We start from the raw sequence: 22,900 nt of genomic DNA, 5'->3' as shown, positions 1-22,900 counted from the left end.
ACTTTTCAGAAAGAAAGATTAAATAATGTACCAAAACAAAGGGGGCTATATGATCACAATTCTTTTTCTGCTCATCTTCGCTTTTGGTGCTCTTGGGCTCGCTGTCGGTTTCGGTTTGATTGCATTGCCTTGGTTAGTTTCTGGCATTATTGCCGCGCCTGTTCTGTTTCTTTATATGTTGATGATGGGGTCGGTGCTTTGGCTTGCTGAAATCAACTTTTTCCTTGGTGTTGCAGCACTTGCAGTGTATTGCTATTGGATTCACATTATTCGCAAGCACATCAAATTAAAATCACAATCTAAAGACTTAATTGCTCAATAATTAAGTTTTCAATCAACTCCACATCACTTTCCGAAAAGCCCAGTAATTCACGCTGGGCATATTGCACTTTGAAATCTTTATTTTTAGATGGGCTAGCGCTTAAACCGTATTGATGCACTGCAGCAATGGCGGCACTTGAGCCATTAAACCCCACTGAAACTTCGTTACCGTTTGACCGCACTTTTAAATGTCGGGCGGTGCGAAGTTTAGCGAACATGGCTTTTCGTTTAATTCTGCCTTTCTTTTTGCCAAATTCTTTCCTTGGTTTTCTTGGCTCAAATGCTGTGCCGTCTGGGTTTTCTTGACGTGCGATGCGGGCTTGTTGATTTTTTCGTAAAGCTTGCCCAATGTTGCGGGCCAACTGGCGGCGGGCTTGTGGTGAGAGATTATTAATCAGTGCGGTTAATTTCGCTTGGACTTCTTCCACCGTTGCCATTACTCACCGCCTTTGAAAATCAAATGTTCATCGTCTATTTTTTCAAGATAGACTTTCAATGTGTTTAATGTTTCCCATTCCTGTGCGGTTGGTTCTGTGGCGTAAGTCATCTGCACGTTTTCGCCCAATTGTTTTGCCACAACGCGTTCGGTAAGTTGGATTTCAAAAGATACGTCTGCCGTGTTGTTATTGTTGTAATCCATTTGGAATTTAAAGGCGTTTTCACGGCGTTGCGGATTTTCGAATAGTTCAGGTTGGTTTTTCCGTAAGTACGCATTAATCGGCACGATTAGGCTTGCAATATCAAAGGCAAAATCGGTGATGATGATATTTAGCGTGTAACGATACTCAAAACTTAGTGATGTGCTGCCAGTTGCAACAACTTGACCGCCGTCAACATAAAGCTGTAAGCGGTCAGGATTTTTCACAAAGTCTTGGTGACTTTGCTCAAGGATTTTGCGCAATTGGTTTGGTTTTTTCATTTTGCGTATCTCTGCAAATTAATGGTCGGCTGTCTTTATCTACGGCAACAATCAAATGTCCAGTGTCCGTCATCAAATAGCCTACTTGATGAATGCATACTTCTGTTATTCTTCCGTCAGGGTAATTTGAATATTTACCAAATGGGCCATCTCTAAATGGTACGGTGTACGTATTTGCTAAACACGGCAATGACGCGGCAATGGCGAGATAAAGTGTTGTTTTTCTCATTTTCTGAAATTCCGTTGTTGCATTTCGTATTTTTGCTGACAATCCACGCAACGGGTTACGCCTTGAATTAATTGGCGGCGTTTTTCTGGGATGGGCGCATCGCAATCTTCACAATAAAGGCGACTTACTGCTTTAAAAGTGCGGTGTTTTTGTAACGCAATGTCACGTGTCATTTGTTCGAGTTCTTGCGCACGGTCAAATTGATCGGTCATTGTTTTTCCTGTTTATTAAATTCATCAATACATTTCTTCAATGCTTGATTTTCAACAATGCACACACTTAGCTTTTGTTGGCTTTGTAGATAAGCATTAGCCAAATCGCCGTTTGTTTTAATTGTGGCGGCAAATGGCGTACATTCTGCAACTTGCGGGCATAAAATTGGCTGTTTAATGATTTTCGGAGTTGAACACGCCGCCAACATCATCAGGGATAAAAGTGTCAGCCCAATCTTGGTGTTTTTTAAGTGCATTTTTTAAATCCTGTGTTTGCTTGGTTTGAGAGATTTTTAATTGATTAACGGCTTCCGTGAGTGCTTTTTGTTGTTCGTTGAATTTATCCACGCTTTCATTTAAAGCAACGTAAGACGCTTCCCATTGTTGTTTTAATTGTTCTTCTTTTGCCGCTTCGGCTCGCCAGTGGTTGGCTTGCCATCCTTGAAACAGGATGATCGCCACAAGCATGAGCGGGCCAACCAATAAAATGTATTTTTCTTTTTTCGTTAAGAACCCAAACATAATGCTTTCTCCTTTTGTCGTCTTTCAATTAAGCCTTTCAGTGGAACGCCGTTTGCATAAATCCATCGTTCAAATTGACCGCACATAGCTTTGCTATATCCTTTCCGTGCCATTTTAAAAAGCGTGCTGTTTTTTAAGTTCCCGCATCCTGCATTAAAGGTAATTGACACTAAGGCATCAAATGCACCTTGCGGCATGGCTTGACCGTTTGCATACGTATTCACACATTTTTCGGCTTGTTTAATTCCCTTTGTAAAGGCATTTGCGATTTCTTCATCTGTATAGACTTTATGTGGAATGACTTTTTCGACTGCATCAGTGGTTCCTAGCCCGAATGTTAATACAGCGGAAGGGCAGTTATATGGCACTCTTTGACATCCTTCGGCATTGCCAGTCAATAGCAAGCCTTTTTCTGATGTTCTAATTTCATTCCCATGTAAAGAGAGTGCCAATCCTACAATCGCCACTACACTGCATGCATATTTTGCTGTTCGTTTAATCATGGTGATGGCTCCGTTGGTTTAATTCTTTTTCTTTTAATTCAAAATCTTTTTTCTTGTAATACCAATTTACAAGGAATGTTGAGACGCCGATCACAATACCTGTTGCTGATGCGACGTCAGCCCAATTTACATTTGAAAACATATCCGCAATGCGTCCGATGAAGAAGGCAAATAATCCTGATATGTAAGATGCTCTTGATGGTGTGTCGTGCATATCAGCTCCAAAGTTGTATAGTGTCACTTGCCACGCTGATCTTTTCAGTGTCAGCCTCAGGCAATATTACTGGTGTTCTGATGGGAATGACGGGCTTATCCATTAAGTGCGGATTTAATTCGCACGCAATTTCTAAAAGCCCTTCACTGCGGCCAAAATAGCGATAAAGAATGGCGTCCAAGTTGTCATTTTGTTGTGCGTGAATTTTCATTAAATTAACTCCGCATCGACCCGTCTTTTGCCGATAATGTCGCTAATGGCAAAGCGTGCATCTCGTCTTAATTCGTTGATGCTGTCTTTGAGTAAATCCATTTTCTTTTCGCCATCATTGGTGCTGTCATAGCTTGCGTAACGCTCGTAAAGGTTAGCCAGTGCCAAACAATTCACCGCGCGTTTATAGCGATAAATCAACACGCTTTCGCCGTTGACTGATGGTGCGGGGATTTGTTCAAGGAAGTGATGTTCGCTTTGTGCTTTGAATGTAGATAATTCATCATTTACACTGGCGATGGCTTCAATCAATGCATCTTGCAAGCGTTGTTCGGTAACTGTGCCGTCTGCACGATATTGATTGCGAAAAGCAGAAAGAGAAATGTCAGGGAAAAAATCATCGTTTCGAATAATATCTTCGCCTGATCCGTAATCTTCCAGTTGTTTTTGCACTGCGCCCATTTCATAATCGGGGGCGAGTTTGATTGAGATTGCACCGTCTGACATAAAATCTACCTATAAAAAAGCGGGGTGAGGATAAAGAGCAACAATCAGGAAAAGAGGTAAAGAAACCTGACCGCGCTTTTATCCGCCCCGCGGGTGCGTGGTTTGCTCGTTATCAAATCCGATTATTCATCGGATTTGCTTAATTTTTTGCGTAATTTTTTAATGTCACCTTTCACGCCCACTTTCTGATCTAACCCTAAAGCACGTTCAAGGTATTGCAAGGCTTGTTCAGGATTCTTTTCAACCAATAACAAGCCTAATTCACGCAACAATCGCGCACGGCTTTCATCTGGCATGTCACATTCAGCGGTGATGCGTTGTACTTGCTCTAAGTACGACACTTCGAATGGCTGATTGGCGGCTTGTGCGGTTTTTGCTTGGTCGGCAAATTCTTCCGCCAATAATGTGCCAAGTGTTCGTGTGAACGGTTCAGGCAAACGCAAATCATGGAACACGGCATAATCCGCAATCTGCAAGGCAAGGTGATATTCCCCGCAGTCAATCGCCCATACGCACCATGTCATCAAGACGTTATCTTGTTTGCCTGTTCCGGCAGATAGCGCCCCTGTAATCCATGGCAGATAATCAGGCAGAATTTGCTTTTTAAATGTGGCTTTGCGTTCTGTCGATTGAATATTTTTTAAATCCTTTCGATGTCGCGCAAGAATACGGCACATTTTTTCGTATTCCGTGAAGTCGCTTAGATCTTCGGTTTCTGCCGCATTAGCGATAGCGGCAGAAACTTCGAGAAAGTGACGTTTAGTTGGTCGCATTGTGATTACGCGTGAGTTGGTGCATCAAGAATGGTGATGTTTTTCGCCATCGCCACGGCTTCGTAGTTTTCAACTACATAAGCTTCATTGGATGACAAGTAATCTTCCACACGGTTGCGTTCCGGCACGTCTTTTAAGTGACGGCGAACACGACCTTCTTGAACATAGATTGACAAGTTGTCGAGTGATGTCACCAATACAGTGCCTTTCGGGAAGTATGGCACGGTTACGGCTTGTAAACCGCCAACACGTTTTTGGCTGATAATGGTATCGCCTGCCGCTTGCTCGCTTGGTTTATCTTGATTGATTAGCGGGAAGTATTTATCTGCTAACAAGTCGCTACCCATAATCGCCACAAGTTTTGTGTCGTCGCGGTATTGGTCAGGGATGAAATCTTCTTTCAGTGCATAAACTAATGCATCAAGATTTTTATATTCTTTGCCTGCACCGATTTCGATTTTGCCTGTACCGCTTTTCGCTTCTTTCATTACGCGCGCAGTTGCTTTATCTTCGATTTGTTTCAACCAGCCTTTGTTCACATCTTGCAATAATGGATTTGATGTGCGGTTGGTTGTTGCTGCCACGCTTGTGCCGTTCCAGCCGATCATGATACGGTCTAATGCAATGCGTTCTGCTTTAAGCTTGCCAACACGTGCCGCAAAGTCAGGGAATTTCGCCCAACTGTCTAACGTTGCATAGTTTAAATGCGTGTCAAAGTTGGTTTGTTCGCAAGAATATAAGTTTTCTTGCAAGCTGTGGATGTCCGTGGTTTCACGTGCTTTGGTGTTGGTATCTGTGCGGCTTGCAACTGGTGAAAGCACGCCCAAACGCAATGCAGAACCTTTCATATCTTGCACCATCACAACGTTGATGCGTTTTAAGAAATCGGAGCTTTCAAGTACTGCGTTTTCAAGCTTTTGTTGAATTGTTGGTTCGACAGTGAATTGTCCGCCATTTGCAACAAATGCCACATCTTCGCCGTTATCTTGTGCAACGCCTGCAATGTAAGCTTGGAATTTTTGTTGGGTAAATTTATTCATTTGGTTTTTTCCTAAGATAAATTAAAAGAAGCGGCCGTCAGTTTCTGGTTCTTCACCATAAACTAATGGGCGGGAGTTTTCGGCTTGTGCCGGCTTTTGTTTGAGTTCTTCAAACGTGGCTTGGATTTCTTCATTGCCCGCTTTCATTTCTTCAATTTCGGCTTGTTGATTTTCCAAATCGCCGTGAAGTGCGGTCAATTTTTCCAAGATTTCCTTTTGTTGCTCGGCTAAAAGCTCAATGGCACTGGATTGGTCGGCAAAGCGTTCATCATCCGATTTTTCTTTTTTCGCAAATAACGCTTTGATTTTTTCCAACACAGATGGGCTTTTTTCTGCTTCTTCAACAAATTCCAATTCCGTTTCAACGGCAGCGGTAAAAATGTTGTCCGCTTTTAATTTGCGGGCATTTAAGCCATTGTGCGAGAAACTTAACATTTCAGTGCCTAAGCTTGCCGGATTATCCGTAACGGCTAAACCGACTAAGTATGCCTTGCCTGTGTCTGCAAAATTGGTGTCAATTTCAACGGACGTGTAAACCTTTTGCCCGTCTTTGTTTAAGGCAATGAGTGCGTCAGTTGGTTGAAGTTCTGCTAAAAGCTGTAATTTTCCATCTTCGCGTTCTTCTGCCTTAATTGCTAAAACGTCGCCAAAACAGTGAGCATTGGCAAGTTCAGGGAGATAGATAGAAAATTTGATGTGGTCAAGGTTGATGCGTGCGCCGTAGGTGTTTTTCGGATCGTAACTTTCGGCCATTTCTTCAATCCAGTTGCGCTGAATTGTGCGGCCGTCAGTTGTTGCACCTTCGGTTGCGACAACGACCCATTTAGATTTTTTTGCCATTGGTTGTCCTTTCTGTGGTTGGTTTGGCTCAAAGATTGCCATTATTCTGAAAGGTTTAATTTTGGTGGTCTATGAGTTGCTTTTGTTGTATGCCGATTCACAGAGCAAGCGGAAAGACTAACATTCGCCTCCTTTCTATTATGCGGTTGTAAATAGAAAGGATTAGGAATGGACGAACAAGTTATTAATCAACCTTCCCCCGAATTGACGGCGGAAATCAAACGTAAAGCACAGCAGATGTATTTCAGTGGTTATAAAATCGCTGAAATATCTCGTCAGCTTGATATTCCTGCATCAACGATTGCCAGTTGGAAAGACAGAGAAAAGTGGGACGATATTGCGCCTGTCGGTCGGGTGGAATTAGCACTTGAGACAAGATTAAATTTGCTGATTGCGAAAGAAGAAAAGAGCGGTTCAGATTATAAAGAAATTGATTTGCTCGGGCGACAAATGGAACGCATGGCGAGAGTAAAAAAATATTCTTTCGGCGATGGCAATGAAGTGGATTTAAATCCGAAACTGGCGAACCGCAACAAGGGCGACCGCAAGAAAGCTGAACCGAATGCCATTGATCAGGAACAAGAAGAATTGCTGATTAATGGCTTTCTTGATGGGATGTTTAATTATCAGCGTGTTTGGTATAAAGCGAAAGAAAACCGCATTAGAAATATTTTAAAAAGCCGACAAATCGGGGCGACTTACTATTTCGCCCATGAAGCTTTTATTGATGCGCTGACGACGGGCCATAACCAAATTTTTCTTTCAGCTAGTAAAAAGCAGGCGTTGCAGTTCCGTTCTTACATTGTGGAATATGCGAAAAAAACCGCAGATGTGATATTAAAAGGAGAAACTATTAAGCTGCCAAATAGCGCGGAGTTATACTTTTTGGGAACGAATTCTGCAACCGCACAATCCTACCACGGTAACTTGTATTTCGATGAGGTGTTTTGGATACCGAAATTTGATGTGATGCGGAAAGTCGCCAGTGGTATGGCGGCCCAAAAGATTTATCGGCAAACCTACTTTTCTACACCTTCGACAATCACCCATCCTGCCTATGCGTTCTTTTCCGGGAAATCGTTTAATCGTGGACGGGCGAAATCGGAAAAAGTAGAAATTGATATTTCACATGAAAATTTGGGCATGGGGAAACTTTGCGGTGACCGTCAGTGGAAACAGATTGTGACGATTTATGATGCTTTAGAAGGTGGTTGCAATTTGTTCGACATTGAAGATTTGTTAGCAGAAAACAGCAAGGAAGAATTTGAACAGCTTTTTCTGTGCCAGTTTGCTGATGATAACAGTTCTGCCTTTAAATTTGCCGACTTGCAACTTTGTCAAGTTGACAGCCTAGAAGAATGGCACGATTTTAAGCCATTTTATCAACGACCTTTTGGCAATCGAGAAGTGTGGTTAGGCTATGACCCTGCTTTTAGTGGCGACCGTGCAGCCTTAGTGATTGTTGCACCGCCGAAAGTGGAAGGGGGAGATTATCGCGTTTTACACAAACAAACTTTTCACGGTATGGATTACGAAACACAAGCAAACCGCATTAAACAGTTTTGCGATGATTACAATGTGACTCGCATTGTGATTGACAAAACGGGAATGGGTTCCGGGGTGTTCCAAGAAGTGAAGAAATTCTATCCGATGGTGCAAGGCTTGGATTATAACGCAGACCTGAAAAATGAGATGGTTCTGAAAACCCAAAATCTGATTCAAAAACGTCGCTTGAAATTCGACAGTGGCGACAATGATATTGTGACCAGTTTCATGACTGTGAAAAAACGCATTACTGTAACCGGAAAGATTACTTATGTTTCTGACCGTTCGGAAGATGCAAGCCACGGCGACTTATCATGGGCAATCATGAACTGCGTTTTAAATGTGCCTTATGGTTTAGGCGGTGATGTATCAAGCAACAAATCAACAATATTTACCTTTGAATAGGATAACCCAATGAGCAAAAACACAAAAAAATCTACCGCACTTTCTACTGGAAATCAAGCACAGGCATTTAGCTTTGGTGAACCTATTCCGGTGCTTGACCGTGCAGAAGTACTGAATTATTTCGAAAGCGTGTTGATGTATGAAAAATATTACAATCCGCCAATTAATTTAAGTTACTTGGCTAAAGCCTTAAATGCCTCAGCCCATCACAACAGTGCGATCACGGTGAAGAAAAATATTTTGCTTTCTACCTGTAAAACGACCGCACTTTTACCACGCACGCAGTTAGAAAAACTGGTGCAAGATTACTTAGTATTCGGTAATGCTTACCTTGAAAAAGTTGAAAACACATTCGGGAAAGTGATTGCGTTAAAATCGCCCCTTGCAAAATATATGCGCGTTGGCGTGAAGAAAGGCATTTTTTATCAGATAGTTAATGGCTTTGATGAATATGAATTCCCGAAAGATGCAGTGTTTAATCTGATCAACCCTGATGTGAACCAAGAAATTTACGGCGTGCCGGAATATTTAGCGGCATTACAATCAGCTTTCTTGAATGAAAGTGCAACATTGTTTCGCCGCAAATATTATTTGAACGGTGCGCATGCGGGTTCGATTATTTACATGACCGACCCAACACAAAACAAAGACGACATTGAAGCAATCAAAACACAAATCCGTCAAACAAAAGGCACTGGCAACTTTAAGAATTTATTCGTGTATATTCCTAACGGCAAGAAAGACGGGATGCAAGTCATTCCATTGTCTGATGCAGTGGCAAAAGATGACTTTTTAAACATAAAAAATGCAAGCCGTGATGATGTATTGGCGGCCCATCGTGTACCACCGCAATTAATGGGAATTGTACCTAATAACACTGGCGGTTTTGGTGATGTAGAGAAAGCAACGCGAGTATTCTTTATTAATGAAATCATCCCATTGCAAGAACGTTTAAAAGAGATAAATAATTGGGTAGGGGAAGAAGTGATCACGTTTACTGAATACAAATTACTACAATAGATCCTTTTAAAATAAACAGCCCGCAGAAATGCGGTTTTTTTTATTGCGCAAGTAACTGTTTTTGTCTTGTATAGTATTAGTATTGCCCTAGTTTATTATATCAAATCAATCAATAAAACAAACTTTAAAGCCCTGTTTTAACCCGATTTTTCGCCCAAATGCACGCACGAAAAATCGCAGTCAAACCCTCGCCACGCCCGCACAGTAAATGTGTGTGTTTCAACGCAAACTTAGATCCTTTGCAAAGCCTTTTCAGATCTACCGCCTTTCGGATCCTTTTATTCAGATCCTTCAACGCAAAATAACGCAAGTAAATGCAAATTTTGATGATATAATCGTCGCCCTAAAAGGCAAAAGATCATCTGAATTGGCGTCTTGTTTTTTTATGGTAGTAGGCGTGGTAGTAAACTATTTTTAACCATTAAATATTTCTTTTAAAAACAAAGTGATATTTATCCAGATCAGTTTTCGCCAGCTCCACCACAAAATAAACCTATCAAGTCCTATGAAAGACTTTAAAGCCTTGAAAATAATGACTTCAAGGCTTTTTTATTGCGCTTTTAACTTCTATCAAACTTTCGAAATTGAGTAGTACGTTTAATAGTTGGCGCTTATTGATTGGTAAAATTGTTGCATTAGTAAAGTGCTTAGTAATCGGTAAATTATCAGCTAAAGGAGAAAAAATGAATATTTTATTACTAGACGGTGGAAAAGAGTTTGGTCATTCACATGGTGAGTTAAACCACACACTTCACAAAAAAGCGAAAGAAGTTTTGACCGCACTTGGACACAATGTAAAAGAAACCGTGATTGATGCCGGCTATGATGTTGAAGCAGAAATCGAAAAATTCTTGTGGATGGATACCGTGATTTGGCAGATGCCAGGTTGGTGGATGCACGAACCTTGGACAGTGAAAAAATACATAGACGAAGTATTAACCGCTGGACACGGCAAACTTTACCATAGTGATGGTCGCCATCGTGTCAATCCGACTGAAGGCTACGGCACAGGTGGCTTGTTGCAAGGCAAAAAACACATGCTTTCGCTTACTTGGAATGCGCCGATTGAAGCGTTCACCCGTGAAGGCGATTTCTTCGAAGGCAAAGGCGTGGATGCGTTATACATGCACTTCCACAAACTCAACGAGTTCATCGGTTTGACCCGTCTGCCGACATTCTTATGTAACGATGTGATTAAAAATCCACAAGTTGAACAATACTTGGCAGACTACCAAGACCACTTGGAAAAAGTGTTTGGTTAATTGCAAAATATTGGTTTAGAAGGTGAGCATTTTGCTCACCTTTTTTATGTCAAAATTAATTATTATGCCAATTTTTTTAATTCTAATTCACCAACGCGCTCACAGGCTTTACGGTAATATTCGTTGAACCTTTTCATTTCCGCAAACCTTATTGTCTGGTAGCATTGCATATTCTATAATTATTATCAAAGGTAGATATATGGGTTTATCATTAAAAATGTAAATAATTTAGATATCTATGTAAAAACGGAGAGAATTGTTTTTAATTTAATGATTAGGAACCTAGAAAAATTTAAATGGTTGGTAATATGGAATATATGATATTAAGTCTTCAGGTGCTTTGGGAGGAAATTGGCAAATACGCATTCTTTTTGATTGTCAATGCCTACTGCATTATCAGAATGTATCAAAACCGTCATTGGAAATATTGTGCAGTTGTTTTCATTCTGCTCAATGTTTGGGTAATTTACGGATACTGGATTGATATCATTAATTCGTATCTTTATTGGAATCAATAAGATAGTCAAAAGGCCGTCTGAATGAAACACAAGAAAACAAATATCCTTTTAGGAATAGTAGCAGCAGGTTACCTCAGCATTGTATTGGCAAACATAGGATTAAATAGAATGATTGAAGGCAACGGCAATCCCGAGCAGGCAAAAGGCATGGCTTGGGGTGTTAAGATGGCGGAGGCTATATTGGTTAACGCCACACCAGAAAATTCTTCATATTTGACGTTGGGAGCATATGCGGTAGACGTATCTAATAAGTACAGTTCTGATTTTTATTTGCAGAACGGAACGGTCTTGCGAAACTTCTTTGGTACAGGCTCTATCTGGGGTCGAGGAGGATACTTAGGAAGAACGGCAGAGTTTGATTTACTTCCCGAAAGGTTAACTTTTACCTATTTATCCCGGTTTGAAAATAAATTTTATCAGCTGGACGAAGCTCTTCCTACAGACAAGATACGTCCTATGATGGCAAAAAGTTACAGGGTATTTAATAATGCAGTAGAGGATACTGAAACTCCGCGATATGAATCTCCCAATAATTTTGAATTAGCTGTTGCTCCTGGTGGTTGGGTTACGTTGAATTTGACCAGCACTTTTATTCATAAGGAATTAATGTCCTGGCAAGCAAGAGAAATTGTACCTTCTTTAGAAGAGGCTGCTAAACACCACTTTAATGAAATGTGGTATTACGATGTTGAGTTTTATCATGACCCTAAGAGAAGGGCTGAATACTTAGATGGAGTACGTAAAGAACACCCCGATTTCTATCACACTTATATAGCTGGATCCAAAAACGTCAGTGCAGAATGGTACAAACAAATGCAAACAAAATATCCATGGAACTTGGAAGTTGAAGTGGATGGGGGGGAATGGAACGGCGAATATTATATGGAATTCGCTAATACGGAGCGCTGGACGGCCATCGGTAAGGAGAGGATAGAAGAAGAGAAGAAGGCAATGAAGGCGATGCCAACTTACATCAGAATATGGTTAATAGACAAAGAAACGGGTAATCGGTGGGGCATCAGATTGCATCCATTTAAGACTGAAGAACAAGAACAGAATGATTATAAAATCATATATGATGATGCCCGACTAAACGGGTTATACAAGATATTTCAACAGGCATTCCCCGGAAGGAATCAAGCGCACAATATCAGTACACCTTCAATAAATCAGTTTGCCACGTTGAAATTGAAATTTGATGATCATTTTGAATTAACCGAAGCATATCTTCAAAAAGATGGACAAAAATTTGTATTGCCAGATGCTAAGCTCCATCAACGTTATGAAATCAGCAATACTGCTTATTACTAATATTATTAGGAAAATACGGCTTTGATAACTTTATCGGTCATGAAAACCAATCAGTCGAGGAGAACTTCTGCCTGCCGAACAGGTTAGTGCCAAGAGGGATGAGAACGGCAATCCCATTTTTCGGGAAGATACTGTTTGGCGGCTACTCAAGTGTGAAGATAAAGGTCAAGCCCGCTTTAGTGAAAAAGAATTGGAAGATCTTCAAAAGTAAAATATAAACGAAACGATAAAAAGGTCGTCTGAAATCATATCGGGTTTTCAGTTTCAGGAAAACCGCCTGCCGGAAAACTTGACCGCGATGCAGAATATCGCTATTTTTATGGACAAACCCGATGAAGGCGAAATCATCGCGCTGGCGGCGAAAGTCGGGCTGACTGCGGGCGATTTGAACAAATATCCGACCGAATTGTCCGGCGGCATGGCGAAACGGGTAGCATTTTTGCGCCTGCTGCTGTGCGGCTGCGACCTTGCCTTGCTGGACGAGCCGTTCGTCGGTTTGGACCGCGATTTGCGCGATATTTTGGTCGCCATGCTGGTGGAAAAAATCGAGCGGCAGGGCATGGCGTGTATGCTGGTAACGCACGACCGCTTCGAAGCCGCACGCCTGAGCCATGAAATCATGCTGCTTTCCACTAAGGGCATGAACGTGCAAAACATGATTACCCTGCCTACGCCGCTGTCCGAACGCGATTCGGCTTTTGAAGAAGCCGTGGTGGCAAGAGAGTTTCAGGGGATTCATTATTATGAGTGATAGGAATTTAAATTTCTGACAAACCTTGCGGTTCGTTGCCCTCTCCCTAGCCCTCTCCCACGGGGAAAGGGGATCAGGTTTCTCAAAATCAGAGAGCCGTAGAATTGGGAATCAGATGTCAGGTAAACCTGAAAATGTTCAGGCTCGACAGCCCAATTCCCTCTCCCCGTGGGAGAGGGCTAGGGAGAGGGTAAGCAAGCCGCAGGCTTGACTCTTTAGCGAAAGATACGAATCTGTTATCCGAACGCGATTCGGTTTTTGAAAAAGCCGTGGTGCCAAGGGGGCAGGGGATTCATTATGAGGTGCTTTATGTTTTCGACTGTGATTACTGCTGCTGTTTTATATATTGCTACAGCAGTAGATTTGTTGGTAATACTATTTATATTTTTTGCTAGAGCAAATACTAGAAAAGAATATCGAGATATTTATATCGGACAATATTTAGGTTCTGTAATTTTAATATTAGTTAGTTTATTTCTAGCTTTTGTTTTGAATTATGTTCCGGAAAAATGGGTGTTGGGTTTATTAGGTTTAATACCGATTTACTTAGGTATTAAAGTTGCTATTTACGACGATTGTGAGGGCGAAAAAAGAGCTAAAAAAGAATTGGATGAAAAAGGGTTGTCAAAATTAGTCGGTATTGTTGCTTTGGTTACAGTTGCTAGTTGTGGTGCAGATAATATTGGACTTTTTGTTCCTTACTTTGTGACTTTAGATCTTGTCGACTTATTAGTTACTCTTCTTGTATTTTTAATATTGATTTTTGTTTTAGTATATACAGCACAAAGATTGGCTAATATTTCAGGTGTTGGTGAAATTGTAGAGAAGTTTAGTCGTTGGATAATGGCTGTTATTTATATTGGTTTAGGGTTATTTATTATTATTGAAAATAATACAATTCAAACAATAATATCAATAATATGAATGATACGGGCATTTGAGTATCTGACAAACCTTCGGCTTGCTTCTTCAATACAAGATACAACCCTGTCCGCCCAATAAATCCATATCCGAAAGCATCTTCATGCAGAATTAAGCCAAACCATGAATAAGTTTTTCACCCACCCCATGCGGCCGTTTTTCGTCGGTGCGGCGGTGCTTGCTATACTCGGCGCGTTGGTGTTTTTCATCAGCTCCGGTGCCGTCATTTTGAAATGAAACCAAATCAAAGCTGATTGAACCGTCGTCCACTTGGGTACGACCATCACGTCCGCCAGTTGCTGTTGCTGATGTTTTGTAGAAAATTTTCATAATGTTTTCCTCATTTAATGTTGGTTAATATGGTTTGGCGTACCGCCGTTGAAAGTGAGTTCATTATATTGAACGGCAATATTAAGTGTTATATGATTTATCCAAATTACTTGCCTATTCCTACAAAATTATGTTCTCAACTGAAATGATAGAACGATTATTAAAGGTTATTCCACATAACGAACTCTATTCATCATCGATTAAAGGCTTATTTCTTCGCCATTCAGATCAACCATTTTGTTACGAAGGTATTATTCAAGAGCCGAGCATTTGCATCGTGTTAAGCGGAGAACATGAAGTGCAGCTAGGCGAACAATGCTACCGATTTGATAATCAACATTTTATGTTTTGCCCAGTAAACATACCGATGCGTGGCGAGATTAAATATGCAGAGCCGTAAAAGCCGTTTTTAGTGATGTCGATGAAAATTGATATTGAAAGCGTTAGCAAGATTTTATTAGCAAATCCAAACCTTGCAGATGATGTCCAACAGGGCGACGAGGGTTTTGCACAATGGCATTTGGATGAATCTCTCAAAAATGCTGTTGAACGCTTATTACTCTTGCACGAAAATCCAAAAGATATTGAGTTTCTTGTACCCCTTATCCAACAAGAAATATATTATCGACTCCTTACAGGCGAACAAGGTGGCAAATTTAAAGCCATGGTAAGCAATGGATCAAATACCAAAAAAATCGCCCAAGCCACCTACTATCTGCAACAACATTTTAGTGAAACCATCACCGTGGAAACCTTGGCAAATCTATGTGGTATGTCGCTATCTGGCTTTCATAGTCATTTTAAGAAGATAACGAGCCTTTCACCGCTGCAATACCAAAAATCCTTACGTCTAATGGAAGCCAGACGACTGATCGCACAAGAAGGACGAGGTATTACCGAAGCCGCTTACCAAGTCGGCTACGAATCACCTAGTCAATTCAGTCGTGAATACAAACGGTATTTCGGGCATGCGCCGAAAGGGGATATTCAATAGATGTAGATTAAAGATAGATTTAAAAACACCTAAAAATCTGACCGCACTTATTTGATTTCCTTAATCACCTTCGCGGGTACGCCGCCGACCACAACCATGGGCGGTATGTCTTTATTCACTAGCGCACCAGCGGCAATTACGGCACCATCACCAATAGTTACGCCTGCCAAAATGGTCGCGTTTGAGCCGATCCAGACATTTTTGCCAATTCGCACAGGCGCGGGGTAAGTTATGGGGCGTGTGTCCAAACTCAAACCGTGGTTGAGCGTGGCGATATTGACGTTCATGCCTATCATTGTGCCATCGTCGATAAAAATACCACCACGATCTTGAAAAGAACAACCTGTATTGAAAAACACGTTTTTGCCGATATGAATGTTTTTGCCAAAATCTGTGTGAAATGGTGGAAAGCAAATAAAACTGTCGTCCACTGGTAAATCAGTTAATTCACGAAAAAGTGCCACAATTTCCGCTTGGGTGTGAAATTCGCTATTGAGCTTTTGGGTGATTTTTTGTGCCTCAAAGGAGCATTCCAGCAGAGGATTAATCTACTCGGGAATACGCGCATCAAAGGCGTTGCCTTGGCGGCAAAATTTAATAAAGGCTTGTTTGTCTATTATTCCTCCCGTTCAAATTTAATTTGGTTGGATTTCACAAGAGCGGTTAAATCACCTTCAAATTTACCCATATAAATTAAGCTTAGACCTTGTGCATCGTTGTCTAAAAACATGGCAATATTGCCCCTCGGCGCATAATAGGTGATGCCGCCTATGTGCCCTGTATATGCCAGGAGCATTGGGATGTTGACTGCCACCGCTTTTATGCGTGGGTTAGATACCGCTCCGCTGCATTCAAGATAAATCCGCCCCAGCTGAATACATTAAAAATCCCGATTTCATCACAATTGACATTATCTAAAGAGCCTAAAAAATCTATCGCTGTCGAGAAATCTTCGGTGTTGGTTTCTGGCGATTGTACATTGCGTAGTACGCCAGACGTTTACTCTTTCACTGCACCAAATGGATCAATTACAGCAATCGCAGGCAATTTACCTTTTGATACTTTGAGGTACACATTCATAAATGTGATTCCATAATTTCTAAAATGGAATTGTGTAAGGATTCTATATAAGTCTTATATATCAAGAAAATCTATAACATGTTAAAATAACAGTATTTAATCATGCTAATAGGGTAATAGTTATGGCGATAATGGAAGTACAAGATTGGGGCGGAGGTTTAACTCAACATGAGGTTGAGGCCATTGAAAAAATCAAACAGGCTTTTCAAGCTTCTGAAAATAACAAGAAAGTAAAAGGACAGGGATTTGACACATTAAAATCCCTCAAATCAATTTTTCCTTGGAAAGGATACTCGGGCTTTCGTTTTGCTGATGTGAAAGAACGTAAAGAAGGTGAGTTTGATTTAGTTATTGTTACCCATTGCAATGTACTGATTATTGAATTGAAACATTGGAATGGAACAATTATTTGCCGTCAAGATAAATGGTATTTGAACGATAAAAATATGGGGCGTTCTCCTGTTTCTATTACTCGAAGCAAACAATTTATGCTGGAAAAGAAATTGGATCAATTCAAACAACAATTTACCAATAAAGGCTTTCGTCCGCAGATCCATTTTTTGATTGTAATGACGGGCAATGCAGATTTTAGCCAACTACCGGACAATGAAAAATTGCACGTTGTAACATTAGCTGATTTTTTGCAATTAAAAGATGAAAAACAATTTAACGCACGCTTCCGTCCACATCCTGATAGCAAAACTTTAAACCAGGATTTTGAATTGTTTGATAAAAAAATCTTTGGCAGTAATACCATTAAACCGAAAAATATCAGCATTGACGGATATTATGCAGAAGACACGCCTATTTTTTCTCACCCAAAACATATTTATCAAGAATATCTTGCCCAAACCGAAAATAAAAAGCACCAAGACCAAGCCTTATTACGCCGTTGGGATTTCACTAAAATCAACCGCTCTGAAGCTCAAACACCTGACGGGCGTTATCGCCTAGTCAGCCGTGAATACGATGTATTGCACCATATTAAATTAAAAAATAAAGACTTGTATCACGCTTGCTTGAATTACAAATCTACCCCGCCGCAAAAAGGTGAAATCACTGCGGAACATATTGATTTATTTGAGCTGTTTCCACAACAGAAACGTTTTGACCAATTTGTCGGCGGATGCAATGGTGAAAATTTAAGTACGGAACGCCGTTTGGGATTAGTGCAATTATTGTTGGATAAATTTGCCCAGTTACACAAAATCGGTATTGCTCATCGTGATTTGGGCAATCACAGCATTTGGCTGTCGGCAGATGACAAAATTACGCTATCGGGGTTTGCAACCGCCTATTTTTCATCTGAAGAAACGGTTGGCGACATTCGTGAGATTTTGGAAGTCTCCGGCGATTTGGCAAAATCTCATTTTCCACTTTCTGACGGCATCAAACTCACACCATACCAATATGACCTACGTTCTTTGGCAGTTTTAGCATGGCATATCATTCAGGCTAAGCGCATTTCACAAGTCAGTCTTGATGAAATGAAAAATAAATTAGCAAATGAAACCGCATGGTATGCTGAAATTTTGCGTGAGGCATTGTCTGATATACCTTTTAAAAGTGCGGTGGATTTTTTAGATAAATTTAATCAAGCCAAACCTGAACAGGCGGTGGATTTTTCATTTGATTTTACAAAATTAGCGCCATTCACACATGACATCAACCATTCCCGTGCTTATCGTGAAGATGATAATTTTATTTTAGAAACCAGTGAGAAAGAAGTTTACCGTTCCAATGGTTTGTTGGTTAAAGTATGGCTGAACGCAGACCCGCAAACCGATAATTCAAAAGCCAGAGTGGTTTTGAATTGGTTGGAAAATATGGCAAAACTGGCAAATTTGTCGCCTGATTATGTACCGAAAATCCGAGAATTCGGTATTGCAAAAAAATCAGGTTGTCTGTTTGCGGTGAGTGATTTTATTGACGGGCATACTTGGCAAGATATTTGCAAACTTGATTTATTGGATAAACAAAAACAGGCTCTTATCCATCAATTTATTCAAAATATTGAGCATTTGCACAGTTTGGGTTTCACGCATGGTGATTTGAAACCTGACAATGTGCTGGTAACGATTGAAGATGATTCTGTTCAACTGCATATTTTGGATATATTGGATTTTTCGCCAAGTGGGCAAAGCCAGTTCAATACCGAATATTCGCCGGAATTCGATCATCCTACCGAGAAACAACGCGATAATTTTGCCGTGATGAAAATGGCGTGCGAATTATTGGGTGTTGAATGGAATAGGCCGTCTGAAAGTTTTGCTGATATTTCCAAAGCCGTACAGCAAGAATGTTCAGATAGCCAAACTGCGTTTATTTCATTGGCACGTTTTAAAGAGGCTCTCAATCCCAAACCGGCTACGCCAATTATTGATATTACAGTGGGCGGGCGCGAACCTTTTCCATCGATTGAAATTCATCCTGAAAATGGTGAATTGTTTGTTCAATTTGAAAAGAGCAAGCAAGGTGATGTACTGGTGCAATTTATCGGTTTTGGCGGTGTATTAAAAGCATTTTATTCAGTAGAAGATAAACAATTTACTCATGCGTTAGCTCCGATTAGCCGTGATTACATTAGCAAGCGAGATAGAGATAATAGTGTAATGAGCCTAACGCTGGGCTTAAATATCACTTATGGTTCTTATAGTGAAATGGCTTCATTAAACCATTCACTAAAAACTAACGAGCAGTTTATCCATACTATCAACCAATTTATTACTAAACATATTTCCAAACAACCCGAAGAAGGACATATTGAAAAATTTGAAGTTTCTGAAACTGAGATTGTTGATGCTGAAATTGTAGTGCCGGTTATCGAACAACGCCCTAGTATTCAAAAACTTTGGCAGGCAATTTTAGAGACTGAAACCGAAGCTTTACCTTCTATTACTGCCAGCGAAGCATTGCAAAAAACAGAAAATGGGGGCTGTTATATTCCCTATGATGGTGAAATCAGTCCACTAGATCAATTCAAACGGGATGAAGTTGTTGAAGCTATTGGGAAAAGTGAAGATGGAGAAAGAACCTTTAAATATGGTGTGGTAGATATTGCTAAAAGTCAATTGAATGAATTACACATCAAATCCAAAAGTTTGACCAATTATGCAAATAATATTCAAGCAGATACGCCTATTTATTTGCAAAGTAAACAGAACAAGGCTTCTTATACCCGTCGAAAAAACGCATTACAACGTATTTTAGACGGTGAAAGTGCGGTGGAAAATCTAGTGCATTATTTTGATGAACATTGCAACTTGCCGTCTGAAAAATATGAGATTCATGTCAGCGATGAAGAATTTAAACGCTATGACCAGCCTGAAAAAAATGTAAGCCTTAATGAAGCACAACGTATTGCCTTTCAACGTTTGATTGCCAATGGACCATTATCTTTATTACAAGGTCCGCCGGGAACAGGGAAAACAGAATTTATTGCCGCATTTGTACATTATTTATTTGATGTGCAAAAGGTGCGGAATATTCTACTGGTCAGCCAATCACATGAAGCAGTCAATACTGCTGCCGAACGTATCCGTAAACACTGTCAGCGTTTGGGAACAGACTTGCAACTGGTGCGGTTTAGTAATCGCGAAATTGCCGATTCCGAAATATTGGAAGATGTCTTTTCACCCAATTTGGTCGGGCAAAAAAGAGCTCAGTTAAATGTAAACAAGATTAGCAATATCTGTCAGCTTGGTCGTAGCATGAGCCTGCCTGAAAGATATTTGCGCGAGCGAGCCGAATTAGCGTTTGATATTGGCATACAGATCCGCCGTTATCAAAAAATTGTCAATTCATCAAAAAATGAAAACATTGATGAAGATGAAAAACGCTTACGCAAAAAATTAGAAAAAAGCATTAAAGAACAAGCCCAAGAAATGGGGTTGCGTGAATTGCTTGAAATTGACGAGATTCTGCCGAAATTTATCAGTGAATTGGATCATAAACATAATATTCAGCCGATTGAAAATATCCAAGCAGGTAAACTGATTGATTTAACCCAAGATATGCTGGAAGCCCTATCCAACGAACGCACCAATTATGATGAATTTTTGGCTCGTTCCCGTCAGCTTGTGATTGGCACTTGCGTAGGTATCGGACAACGCCATATCGGCATTGCCGATAATCTTTATGACTGGGTGATTGTGGACGAAGCCGCACGTTCTATTTCCAGTGAATTGGCGATTGCCATGCAGTCTGGTACGCGTATTTTGCTTGTAGGTGACCATAAACAACTACCGCCTTTGTATTCAGAAGAGCATAAAAACGCACTTGCCCGCCGATTAGGGATTTCCAAGCGCGGTGAGGAATTAGACCAAGCATTAGGGAGTGATTTTGAACGCGTTTTCCTATCCGAATATGGAAAGCAAACTTGCGCCACACTCAAAACACAATACCGTATGGCTCCAGCAATTGGCAGTTTGGTATCAGAATGTTTTTATGAAAATGTTTTGGAAAACGGCAAAACCGCTAATGATGTGCCAAATATTTATTCTAAGTTACCTGAAAAACTCAAATCTTGCGTAACGTGGTTGGATACGACTTCACTACCGAATGCGTATCATAAAGAAGAAAAAAAAGGTAGTTTATTCAATCGTGCCGAAGCCAAAGAAATTATTAGCTTGCTGCAAAGTTTTCAGAATGACAAAACTTTTATAAACAGTGAAATAATACGAAATTGTTTGGCAAGAAATGAACAAGCTATCGGCGTAATCTGTATGTATGGCGCACAGAAAAAACTGATTCGCGATTTGTTTAATCAAAACAGTTGGAACGATAATTTCCACCGTTTAGTTAAAATAGACAGCGTGGATAGTTATCAAGGAAAAGAAAACCGCGTGATTATTTTGTCGTTAACTCGTCATGATAAAGCATGTAGCACAGGCTTTTTGCATCTACCAAACCGTATTAACGTAGCCCTATCTCGAGCTATGGATAAACTTATTATTGTTGGAGCAAAAACCATGTGGGAACACCCAAAAAACAGCAAAACTCCATTGGCAAAAGTTTTACGTTTTATACAAAAGCAAAATAATCCGCAAGATTACGCAATTAAGATATTAAAAAACGGAGCGAAAAATGAGTAAACAAAACATAACTTACAATCAAATTGATTTTGTGGTTAAGGCTCCGCGTTTTCGCATTGTGTTTTCCTATATGAGCGATAAAGGCGTGGCATTTGTGAGAGAATATTTGCTTCGCTTATTAAAAATCACGCCATGCAAACCTGCACAAATTGCCCAATATTTAGGATTTAACCAATACGAAACCGAAGTTGCCCTCGCTGATTTGGAACAACATAAATGGATTATTTGGCAGGATGACGGCTTGATTGCATTATCGGCAGAAGGGCAGAGACTGTTTCAAGACAGCCAAGACTCTCCCCACATTCCCACTTTAAAAGAATGTGGTGGTGAATATCGTATGGAATTATTAGATAGTAATTTTCTGAAAAAAAACGACTGTGATAAAAATCGCCAGCAAGCCATAGAGTTAGTTGTCGAATCGAAAGTGTTATCAGAAAGTAGTGAAATTGCACGAAAAACATTTCAAAATCGCTTTCGGCAGCTAATGGAAGATGACATCATCAATTTAGATGAGAAAGATATTTCTTTGTATAAAATTGATGCTATTGAACTCAAAGGCGTGCCTGATTATTTCCGTTTTACGCAACAATTTGAATTGCTGCCTGAAACAGGCGAAGCTAAAGAACGCCATGATGTACCGACAGTTACTCACCAAGAAAATATTCAGCAAGCCATTACTGCACAACTGGAGCGATTTGGTCATCATGATAATTTGCGTGAACTGCGTAATAGTATGGCAGAAATTAGTGATGACGATACTTTGAAAGTGCTATTCGGCGGAACATTGGACTTTAACGAATATTTAAAAGTTTATCAGAAGCATGAACAACAAAATGGCTTGTATTTTCTAGGGCAAATTTATCATCAAGAAACCTTGTTCCAACAAATCAATAAAATTTTAGATAAATTAAACAAAAAATCATCTAAAAAACTCTATTGGTTGGCTCCAAGCGATATTTACTGGGGAAAACAACGGAAAATTCATGACAAAATTCAAAATCTAATAGATAAACAAAAAAATGGCTATGATTTCCGTTTATACCTACCTTTGCCTTCCGAACGAAATCGCCATGAAAAACAAGAATGGCTAAATCAGTTTAGGGGTATATCAGATAAAGAACTTTATGGATTCTGTGAAGGTTTTTTAAATGGAAATACTGAAATTCTATTTCTAGAAGATCAATTTGCTGTGGTTTGTTACCATACCAAACTATCGACTTATCCTGTTACATTGCCTATTGGATTTATGACCACACAAAAAAATACAATAAAAAGTATTATTAGTTTGGTAGAGAATTATCTTAAGTCGCCATTATTTGAATATAATGAAGATAGAACTAAGGATTTTGGGTTACTTCATACTTGACTATTACATTAATA

25 protein-coding genes and 2 pseudogenes are annotated in these 22,900 nt (G+C 40.1%); 10 read left to right on the top strand and 17 right to left on the bottom strand.

Going from position 1 to position 22,900, the window contains the following annotated elements; all coding sequences use genetic code 11:
- Nucleotides 1–49 precede the first annotated feature (49 nt).
- Nucleotides 50–322, top strand: a complete 273-nt coding sequence (locus tag DPV95_RS01160) for a hypothetical protein (RefSeq protein ID WP_105905565.1) — start codon at nt 50–52, stop codon at nt 320–322.
- On the opposite strand, the gene DPV95_RS01155 is transcribed toward DPV95_RS01160, so the two are convergent.
- The 13 genes from DPV95_RS01155 to DPV95_RS01095 form a co-directional block, all read right to left on the bottom strand.
- Nucleotides 300–758 (bottom strand): phage virion morphogenesis protein, encoded by a 459-nt coding sequence (locus DPV95_RS01155; RefSeq protein WP_111406495.1) that lies wholly within the window; start codon nt 756–758, stop codon nt 300–302. The two genes, DPV95_RS01160 and DPV95_RS01155, sit on opposite strands and share 23 nt — an antisense overlap.
- Nucleotides 758–1,240 (bottom strand): phage tail protein, encoded by a 483-nt coding sequence (locus DPV95_RS01150; RefSeq protein WP_111406494.1) that lies wholly within the window; start codon nt 1,238–1,240, stop codon nt 758–760. Before DPV95_RS01150 ends, DPV95_RS01155 begins: the two co-directional genes overlap by 1 nt.
- Entirely contained in the window at nt 1,206–1,469 is a 264-nt protein-coding gene (locus DPV95_RS01145) for a hypothetical protein (protein ID WP_111406493.1), read from the bottom strand. The genes DPV95_RS01150 and DPV95_RS01145 overlap by 35 nt, the downstream gene beginning before the upstream one ends.
- Complete coding sequence (locus DPV95_RS01140; RefSeq protein WP_111406492.1) at nt 1,466–1,681, bottom strand: TraR/DksA family transcriptional regulator; 216 nt, start codon at nt 1,679–1,681, stop codon at nt 1,466–1,468. The genes DPV95_RS01145 and DPV95_RS01140 overlap by 4 nt, the downstream gene beginning before the upstream one ends.
- Entirely contained in the window at nt 1,678–1,890 is a 213-nt protein-coding gene (gene lysC / locus DPV95_RS10575) for an Rz1-like lysis system protein LysC (RefSeq protein ID WP_111406491.1), read from the bottom strand. Before lysC ends, DPV95_RS01140 begins: the two co-directional genes overlap by 4 nt.
- Complete coding sequence (locus tag DPV95_RS01130; protein ID WP_111406490.1) at nt 1,856–2,203, bottom strand: chemotaxis protein; 348 nt, start codon at nt 2,201–2,203, stop codon at nt 1,856–1,858. The genes lysC and DPV95_RS01130 overlap by 35 nt, the downstream gene beginning before the upstream one ends.
- Nucleotides 2,188–2,706 (bottom strand): lysozyme, encoded by a 519-nt coding sequence (locus DPV95_RS01125; RefSeq protein WP_111406489.1) that lies wholly within the window; start codon nt 2,704–2,706, stop codon nt 2,188–2,190. The genes DPV95_RS01130 and DPV95_RS01125 overlap by 16 nt, the downstream gene beginning before the upstream one ends.
- Complete coding sequence (locus DPV95_RS01120; protein ID WP_111406488.1) at nt 2,699–2,920, bottom strand: phage holin; 222 nt, start codon at nt 2,918–2,920, stop codon at nt 2,699–2,701. The genes DPV95_RS01125 and DPV95_RS01120 overlap by 8 nt, the downstream gene beginning before the upstream one ends.
- 1 nt (nt 2,921) lies before the next feature.
- Nucleotides 2,922–3,131: a tail protein X gene (locus tag DPV95_RS01115; protein WP_111406487.1), complete on the bottom strand. Its 210-nt coding sequence runs from the start codon at nt 3,129–3,131 to the stop codon at nt 2,922–2,924.
- The gene (locus DPV95_RS01110) at nt 3,131–3,637 is read right to left on the bottom strand and encodes a head completion/stabilization protein (protein WP_111406486.1); all 507 of its coding nucleotides are present in this window, start codon (nt 3,635–3,637) and stop codon (nt 3,131–3,133) included. Before DPV95_RS01110 ends, DPV95_RS01115 begins: the two co-directional genes overlap by 1 nt.
- A 122-nt stretch (nt 3,638–3,759) precedes the next feature.
- On the bottom strand, nt 3,760–4,410 hold the full coding sequence (gpM, locus tag DPV95_RS01105; protein ID WP_111406485.1) for a phage terminase small subunit: 651 nt from the start codon (nt 4,408–4,410) through the stop codon (nt 3,760–3,762).
- A 5-nt stretch (nt 4,411–4,415) separates the two neighbouring features.
- Nucleotides 4,416–5,450 (bottom strand): phage major capsid protein, P2 family, encoded by a 1,035-nt coding sequence (locus tag DPV95_RS01100; RefSeq protein ID WP_111406484.1) that lies wholly within the window; start codon nt 5,448–5,450, stop codon nt 4,416–4,418.
- 21 nt (nt 5,451–5,471) lie between these two features.
- Complete coding sequence (locus tag DPV95_RS01095; protein WP_111406590.1) at nt 5,472–6,290, bottom strand: GPO family capsid scaffolding protein; 819 nt, start codon at nt 6,288–6,290, stop codon at nt 5,472–5,474.
- Between the two features lie 168 nt (nt 6,291–6,458).
- Here DPV95_RS01095 and DPV95_RS01090 point away from each other — a divergent pair, with 168 nt between their 5' ends.
- From DPV95_RS01090 to DPV95_RS01060, 6 genes are all read left to right on the top strand, one after another.
- Complete coding sequence (locus DPV95_RS01090) at nt 6,459–8,240, top strand: terminase large subunit domain-containing protein (protein ID WP_111406483.1); 1,782 nt, start codon at nt 6,459–6,461, stop codon at nt 8,238–8,240.
- Nucleotides 8,241–8,249: 9 nt separating this feature from the next.
- The gene (locus DPV95_RS01085; RefSeq protein ID WP_111406482.1) at nt 8,250–9,260 is read left to right on the top strand and encodes a phage portal protein; all 1,011 of its coding nucleotides are present in this window, start codon (nt 8,250–8,252) and stop codon (nt 9,258–9,260) included.
- 683 nt (nt 9,261–9,943) lie between these two features.
- The gene (locus DPV95_RS01080; protein WP_111406481.1) at nt 9,944–10,522 is read left to right on the top strand and encodes an NAD(P)H-dependent oxidoreductase; all 579 of its coding nucleotides are present in this window, start codon (nt 9,944–9,946) and stop codon (nt 10,520–10,522) included.
- Nucleotides 10,523–11,061: 539 nt separating this feature from the next.
- On the top strand, nt 11,062–12,351 hold the full coding sequence (locus tag DPV95_RS01070) for a DUF2931 family protein (RefSeq protein ID WP_111406480.1): 1,290 nt from the start codon (nt 11,062–11,064) through the stop codon (nt 12,349–12,351).
- A 214-nt stretch (nt 12,352–12,565) separates the two neighbouring features.
- A complete protein-coding gene (locus DPV95_RS01065; RefSeq protein ID WP_347792447.1) occupies nt 12,566–13,102 on the top strand; it encodes an ATP-binding cassette domain-containing protein in 537 nt (178 codons plus the stop codon).
- Between the two features lie 309 nt (nt 13,103–13,411).
- Complete coding sequence (locus DPV95_RS01060; RefSeq protein ID WP_165818915.1) at nt 13,412–14,026, top strand: CadD family cadmium resistance transporter; 615 nt, start codon at nt 13,412–13,414, stop codon at nt 14,024–14,026.
- Nucleotides 14,027–14,134: 108 nt separating this feature from the next.
- Here the strand turns inward: DPV95_RS01060 and DPV95_RS01055 are convergent, their stop codons facing one another.
- Nucleotides 14,135–14,353, bottom strand: a complete 219-nt coding sequence (locus DPV95_RS01055; RefSeq protein ID WP_111406478.1) for an OsmC family protein — start codon at nt 14,351–14,353, stop codon at nt 14,135–14,137.
- 130 nt (nt 14,354–14,483) lie between these two features.
- Between DPV95_RS01055 and DPV95_RS01050 the strand changes: the two are divergent.
- A pseudogene (locus DPV95_RS01050) lies at nt 14,484–15,347 on the top strand (AraC family transcriptional regulator N-terminal domain-containing protein).
- A gap of 47 nt (nt 15,348–15,394) precedes the next feature.
- On the opposite strand, the gene DPV95_RS10670 reads toward DPV95_RS01050, so the two are convergent.
- From DPV95_RS10670 to DPV95_RS10700, 3 genes and pseudogenes are all read right to left on the bottom strand, one after another.
- Nucleotides 15,395–15,811 carry a DapH/DapD/GlmU-related protein gene (locus DPV95_RS10670; RefSeq protein WP_207974258.1) on the bottom strand — a complete coding sequence of 139 codons (417 nt, stop codon included), beginning with the start codon at nt 15,809–15,811 and terminating at the stop codon, nt 15,395–15,397.
- Between the two features lie 152 nt (nt 15,812–15,963).
- Entirely contained in the window at nt 15,964–16,161 is a 198-nt protein-coding gene (locus DPV95_RS10400; protein ID WP_243583140.1) for a cyclophilin-like fold protein, read from the bottom strand.
- A pseudogene (locus DPV95_RS10700) lies at nt 16,150–16,451 on the bottom strand (alpha/beta hydrolase); the annotation flags it as partial. The pseudogene DPV95_RS10700 and the gene DPV95_RS10400, both read right to left, overlap by 12 nt.
- Before the next feature lie 98 nt (nt 16,452–16,549).
- On the opposite strand from DPV95_RS10700, the gene DPV95_RS01035 reads away from it, so the two are divergent.
- Together DPV95_RS01035 and DPV95_RS01030 are read left to right on the top strand one after the other, a co-directional pair.
- A complete protein-coding gene (locus tag DPV95_RS01035) occupies nt 16,550–21,520 on the top strand; it encodes an AAA domain-containing protein (protein ID WP_243583139.1) in 4,971 nt (1,656 codons plus the stop codon).
- On the top strand, nt 21,513–22,886 hold the full coding sequence (locus tag DPV95_RS01030; protein ID WP_049355567.1) for a hypothetical protein: 1,374 nt from the start codon (nt 21,513–21,515) through the stop codon (nt 22,884–22,886). Before DPV95_RS01035 ends, DPV95_RS01030 begins: the two co-directional genes overlap by 8 nt.
- Nucleotides 22,887–22,900 lie beyond the last annotated feature (14 nt).

The sequence above is a fragment of the Haemophilus parainfluenzae genome, assembly GCF_003252755.1.
GTDB lineage: Bacteria > Pseudomonadota > Gammaproteobacteria > Enterobacterales > Pasteurellaceae > Haemophilus_D > Haemophilus_D parainfluenzae_N.
Note: the sequence above shows the minus strand (reverse complement) of the source record. Positions and strands in the feature narration are given on the sequence as shown.

Excerpts from the sequence above, each read along its gene's own strand:
- DPV95_RS01160 (WP_105905565.1), top strand. The coding sequence starts at position 50 with ATGATCACAATTCTTTTTCTGCTCATCTTCGCTTTTGGTGCTCTTGGG.
- DPV95_RS01155 (WP_111406495.1), bottom strand. The coding sequence starts at position 758 with ATGGCAACGGTGGAAGAAGTCCAAGCGAAATTAACCGCACTGATTAAT.
- DPV95_RS01150 (WP_111406494.1), bottom strand. The coding sequence starts at position 1,240 with ATGAAAAAACCAAACCAATTGCGCAAAATCCTTGAGCAAAGTCACCAA.
- DPV95_RS01145 (WP_111406493.1), bottom strand. The coding sequence starts at position 1,469 with ATGAGAAAAACAACACTTTATCTCGCCATTGCCGCGTCATTGCCGTGT.
- DPV95_RS01140 (WP_111406492.1), bottom strand. The coding sequence starts at position 1,681 with ATGACCGATCAATTTGACCGTGCGCAAGAACTCGAACAAATGACACGT.
- lysC (WP_111406491.1), bottom strand. The coding sequence starts at position 1,890 with ATGTTGGCGGCGTGTTCAACTCCGAAAATCATTAAACAGCCAATTTTA.
- DPV95_RS01130 (WP_111406490.1), bottom strand. The coding sequence starts at position 2,203 with ATGTTTGGGTTCTTAACGAAAAAAGAAAAATACATTTTATTGGTTGGC.
- DPV95_RS01125 (WP_111406489.1), bottom strand. The coding sequence starts at position 2,706 with ATGATTAAACGAACAGCAAAATATGCATGCAGTGTAGTGGCGATTGTA.
- DPV95_RS01120 (WP_111406488.1), bottom strand. The coding sequence starts at position 2,920 with ATGCACGACACACCATCAAGAGCATCTTACATATCAGGATTATTTGCC.
- DPV95_RS01115 (WP_111406487.1), bottom strand. The coding sequence starts at position 3,131 with ATGAAAATTCACGCACAACAAAATGACAACTTGGACGCCATTCTTTAT.
- DPV95_RS01110 (WP_111406486.1), bottom strand. The coding sequence starts at position 3,637 with ATGTCAGACGGTGCAATCTCAATCAAACTCGCCCCCGATTATGAAATG.
- gpM (WP_111406485.1), bottom strand. The coding sequence starts at position 4,410 with ATGCGACCAACTAAACGTCACTTTCTCGAAGTTTCTGCCGCTATCGCT.
- DPV95_RS01100 (WP_111406484.1), bottom strand. The coding sequence starts at position 5,450 with ATGAATAAATTTACCCAACAAAAATTCCAAGCTTACATTGCAGGCGTT.
- DPV95_RS01095 (WP_111406590.1), bottom strand. The coding sequence starts at position 6,290 with ATGGCAAAAAAATCTAAATGGGTCGTTGTCGCAACCGAAGGTGCAACA.
- DPV95_RS01090 (WP_111406483.1), top strand. The coding sequence starts at position 6,459 with ATGGACGAACAAGTTATTAATCAACCTTCCCCCGAATTGACGGCGGAA.
- DPV95_RS01085 (WP_111406482.1), top strand. The coding sequence starts at position 8,250 with ATGAGCAAAAACACAAAAAAATCTACCGCACTTTCTACTGGAAATCAA.
- DPV95_RS01080 (WP_111406481.1), top strand. The coding sequence starts at position 9,944 with ATGAATATTTTATTACTAGACGGTGGAAAAGAGTTTGGTCATTCACAT.
- DPV95_RS01070 (WP_111406480.1), top strand. The coding sequence starts at position 11,062 with ATGAAACACAAGAAAACAAATATCCTTTTAGGAATAGTAGCAGCAGGT.
- DPV95_RS01060 (WP_165818915.1), top strand. The coding sequence starts at position 13,412 with ATGTTTTCGACTGTGATTACTGCTGCTGTTTTATATATTGCTACAGCA.
- DPV95_RS01055 (WP_111406478.1), bottom strand. The coding sequence starts at position 14,353 with ATGAAAATTTTCTACAAAACATCAGCAACAGCAACTGGCGGACGTGAT.
- DPV95_RS01035 (WP_243583139.1), top strand. The coding sequence starts at position 16,550 with ATGGCGATAATGGAAGTACAAGATTGGGGCGGAGGTTTAACTCAACAT.
- DPV95_RS01030 (WP_049355567.1), top strand. The coding sequence starts at position 21,513 with ATGAGTAAACAAAACATAACTTACAATCAAATTGATTTTGTGGTTAAG.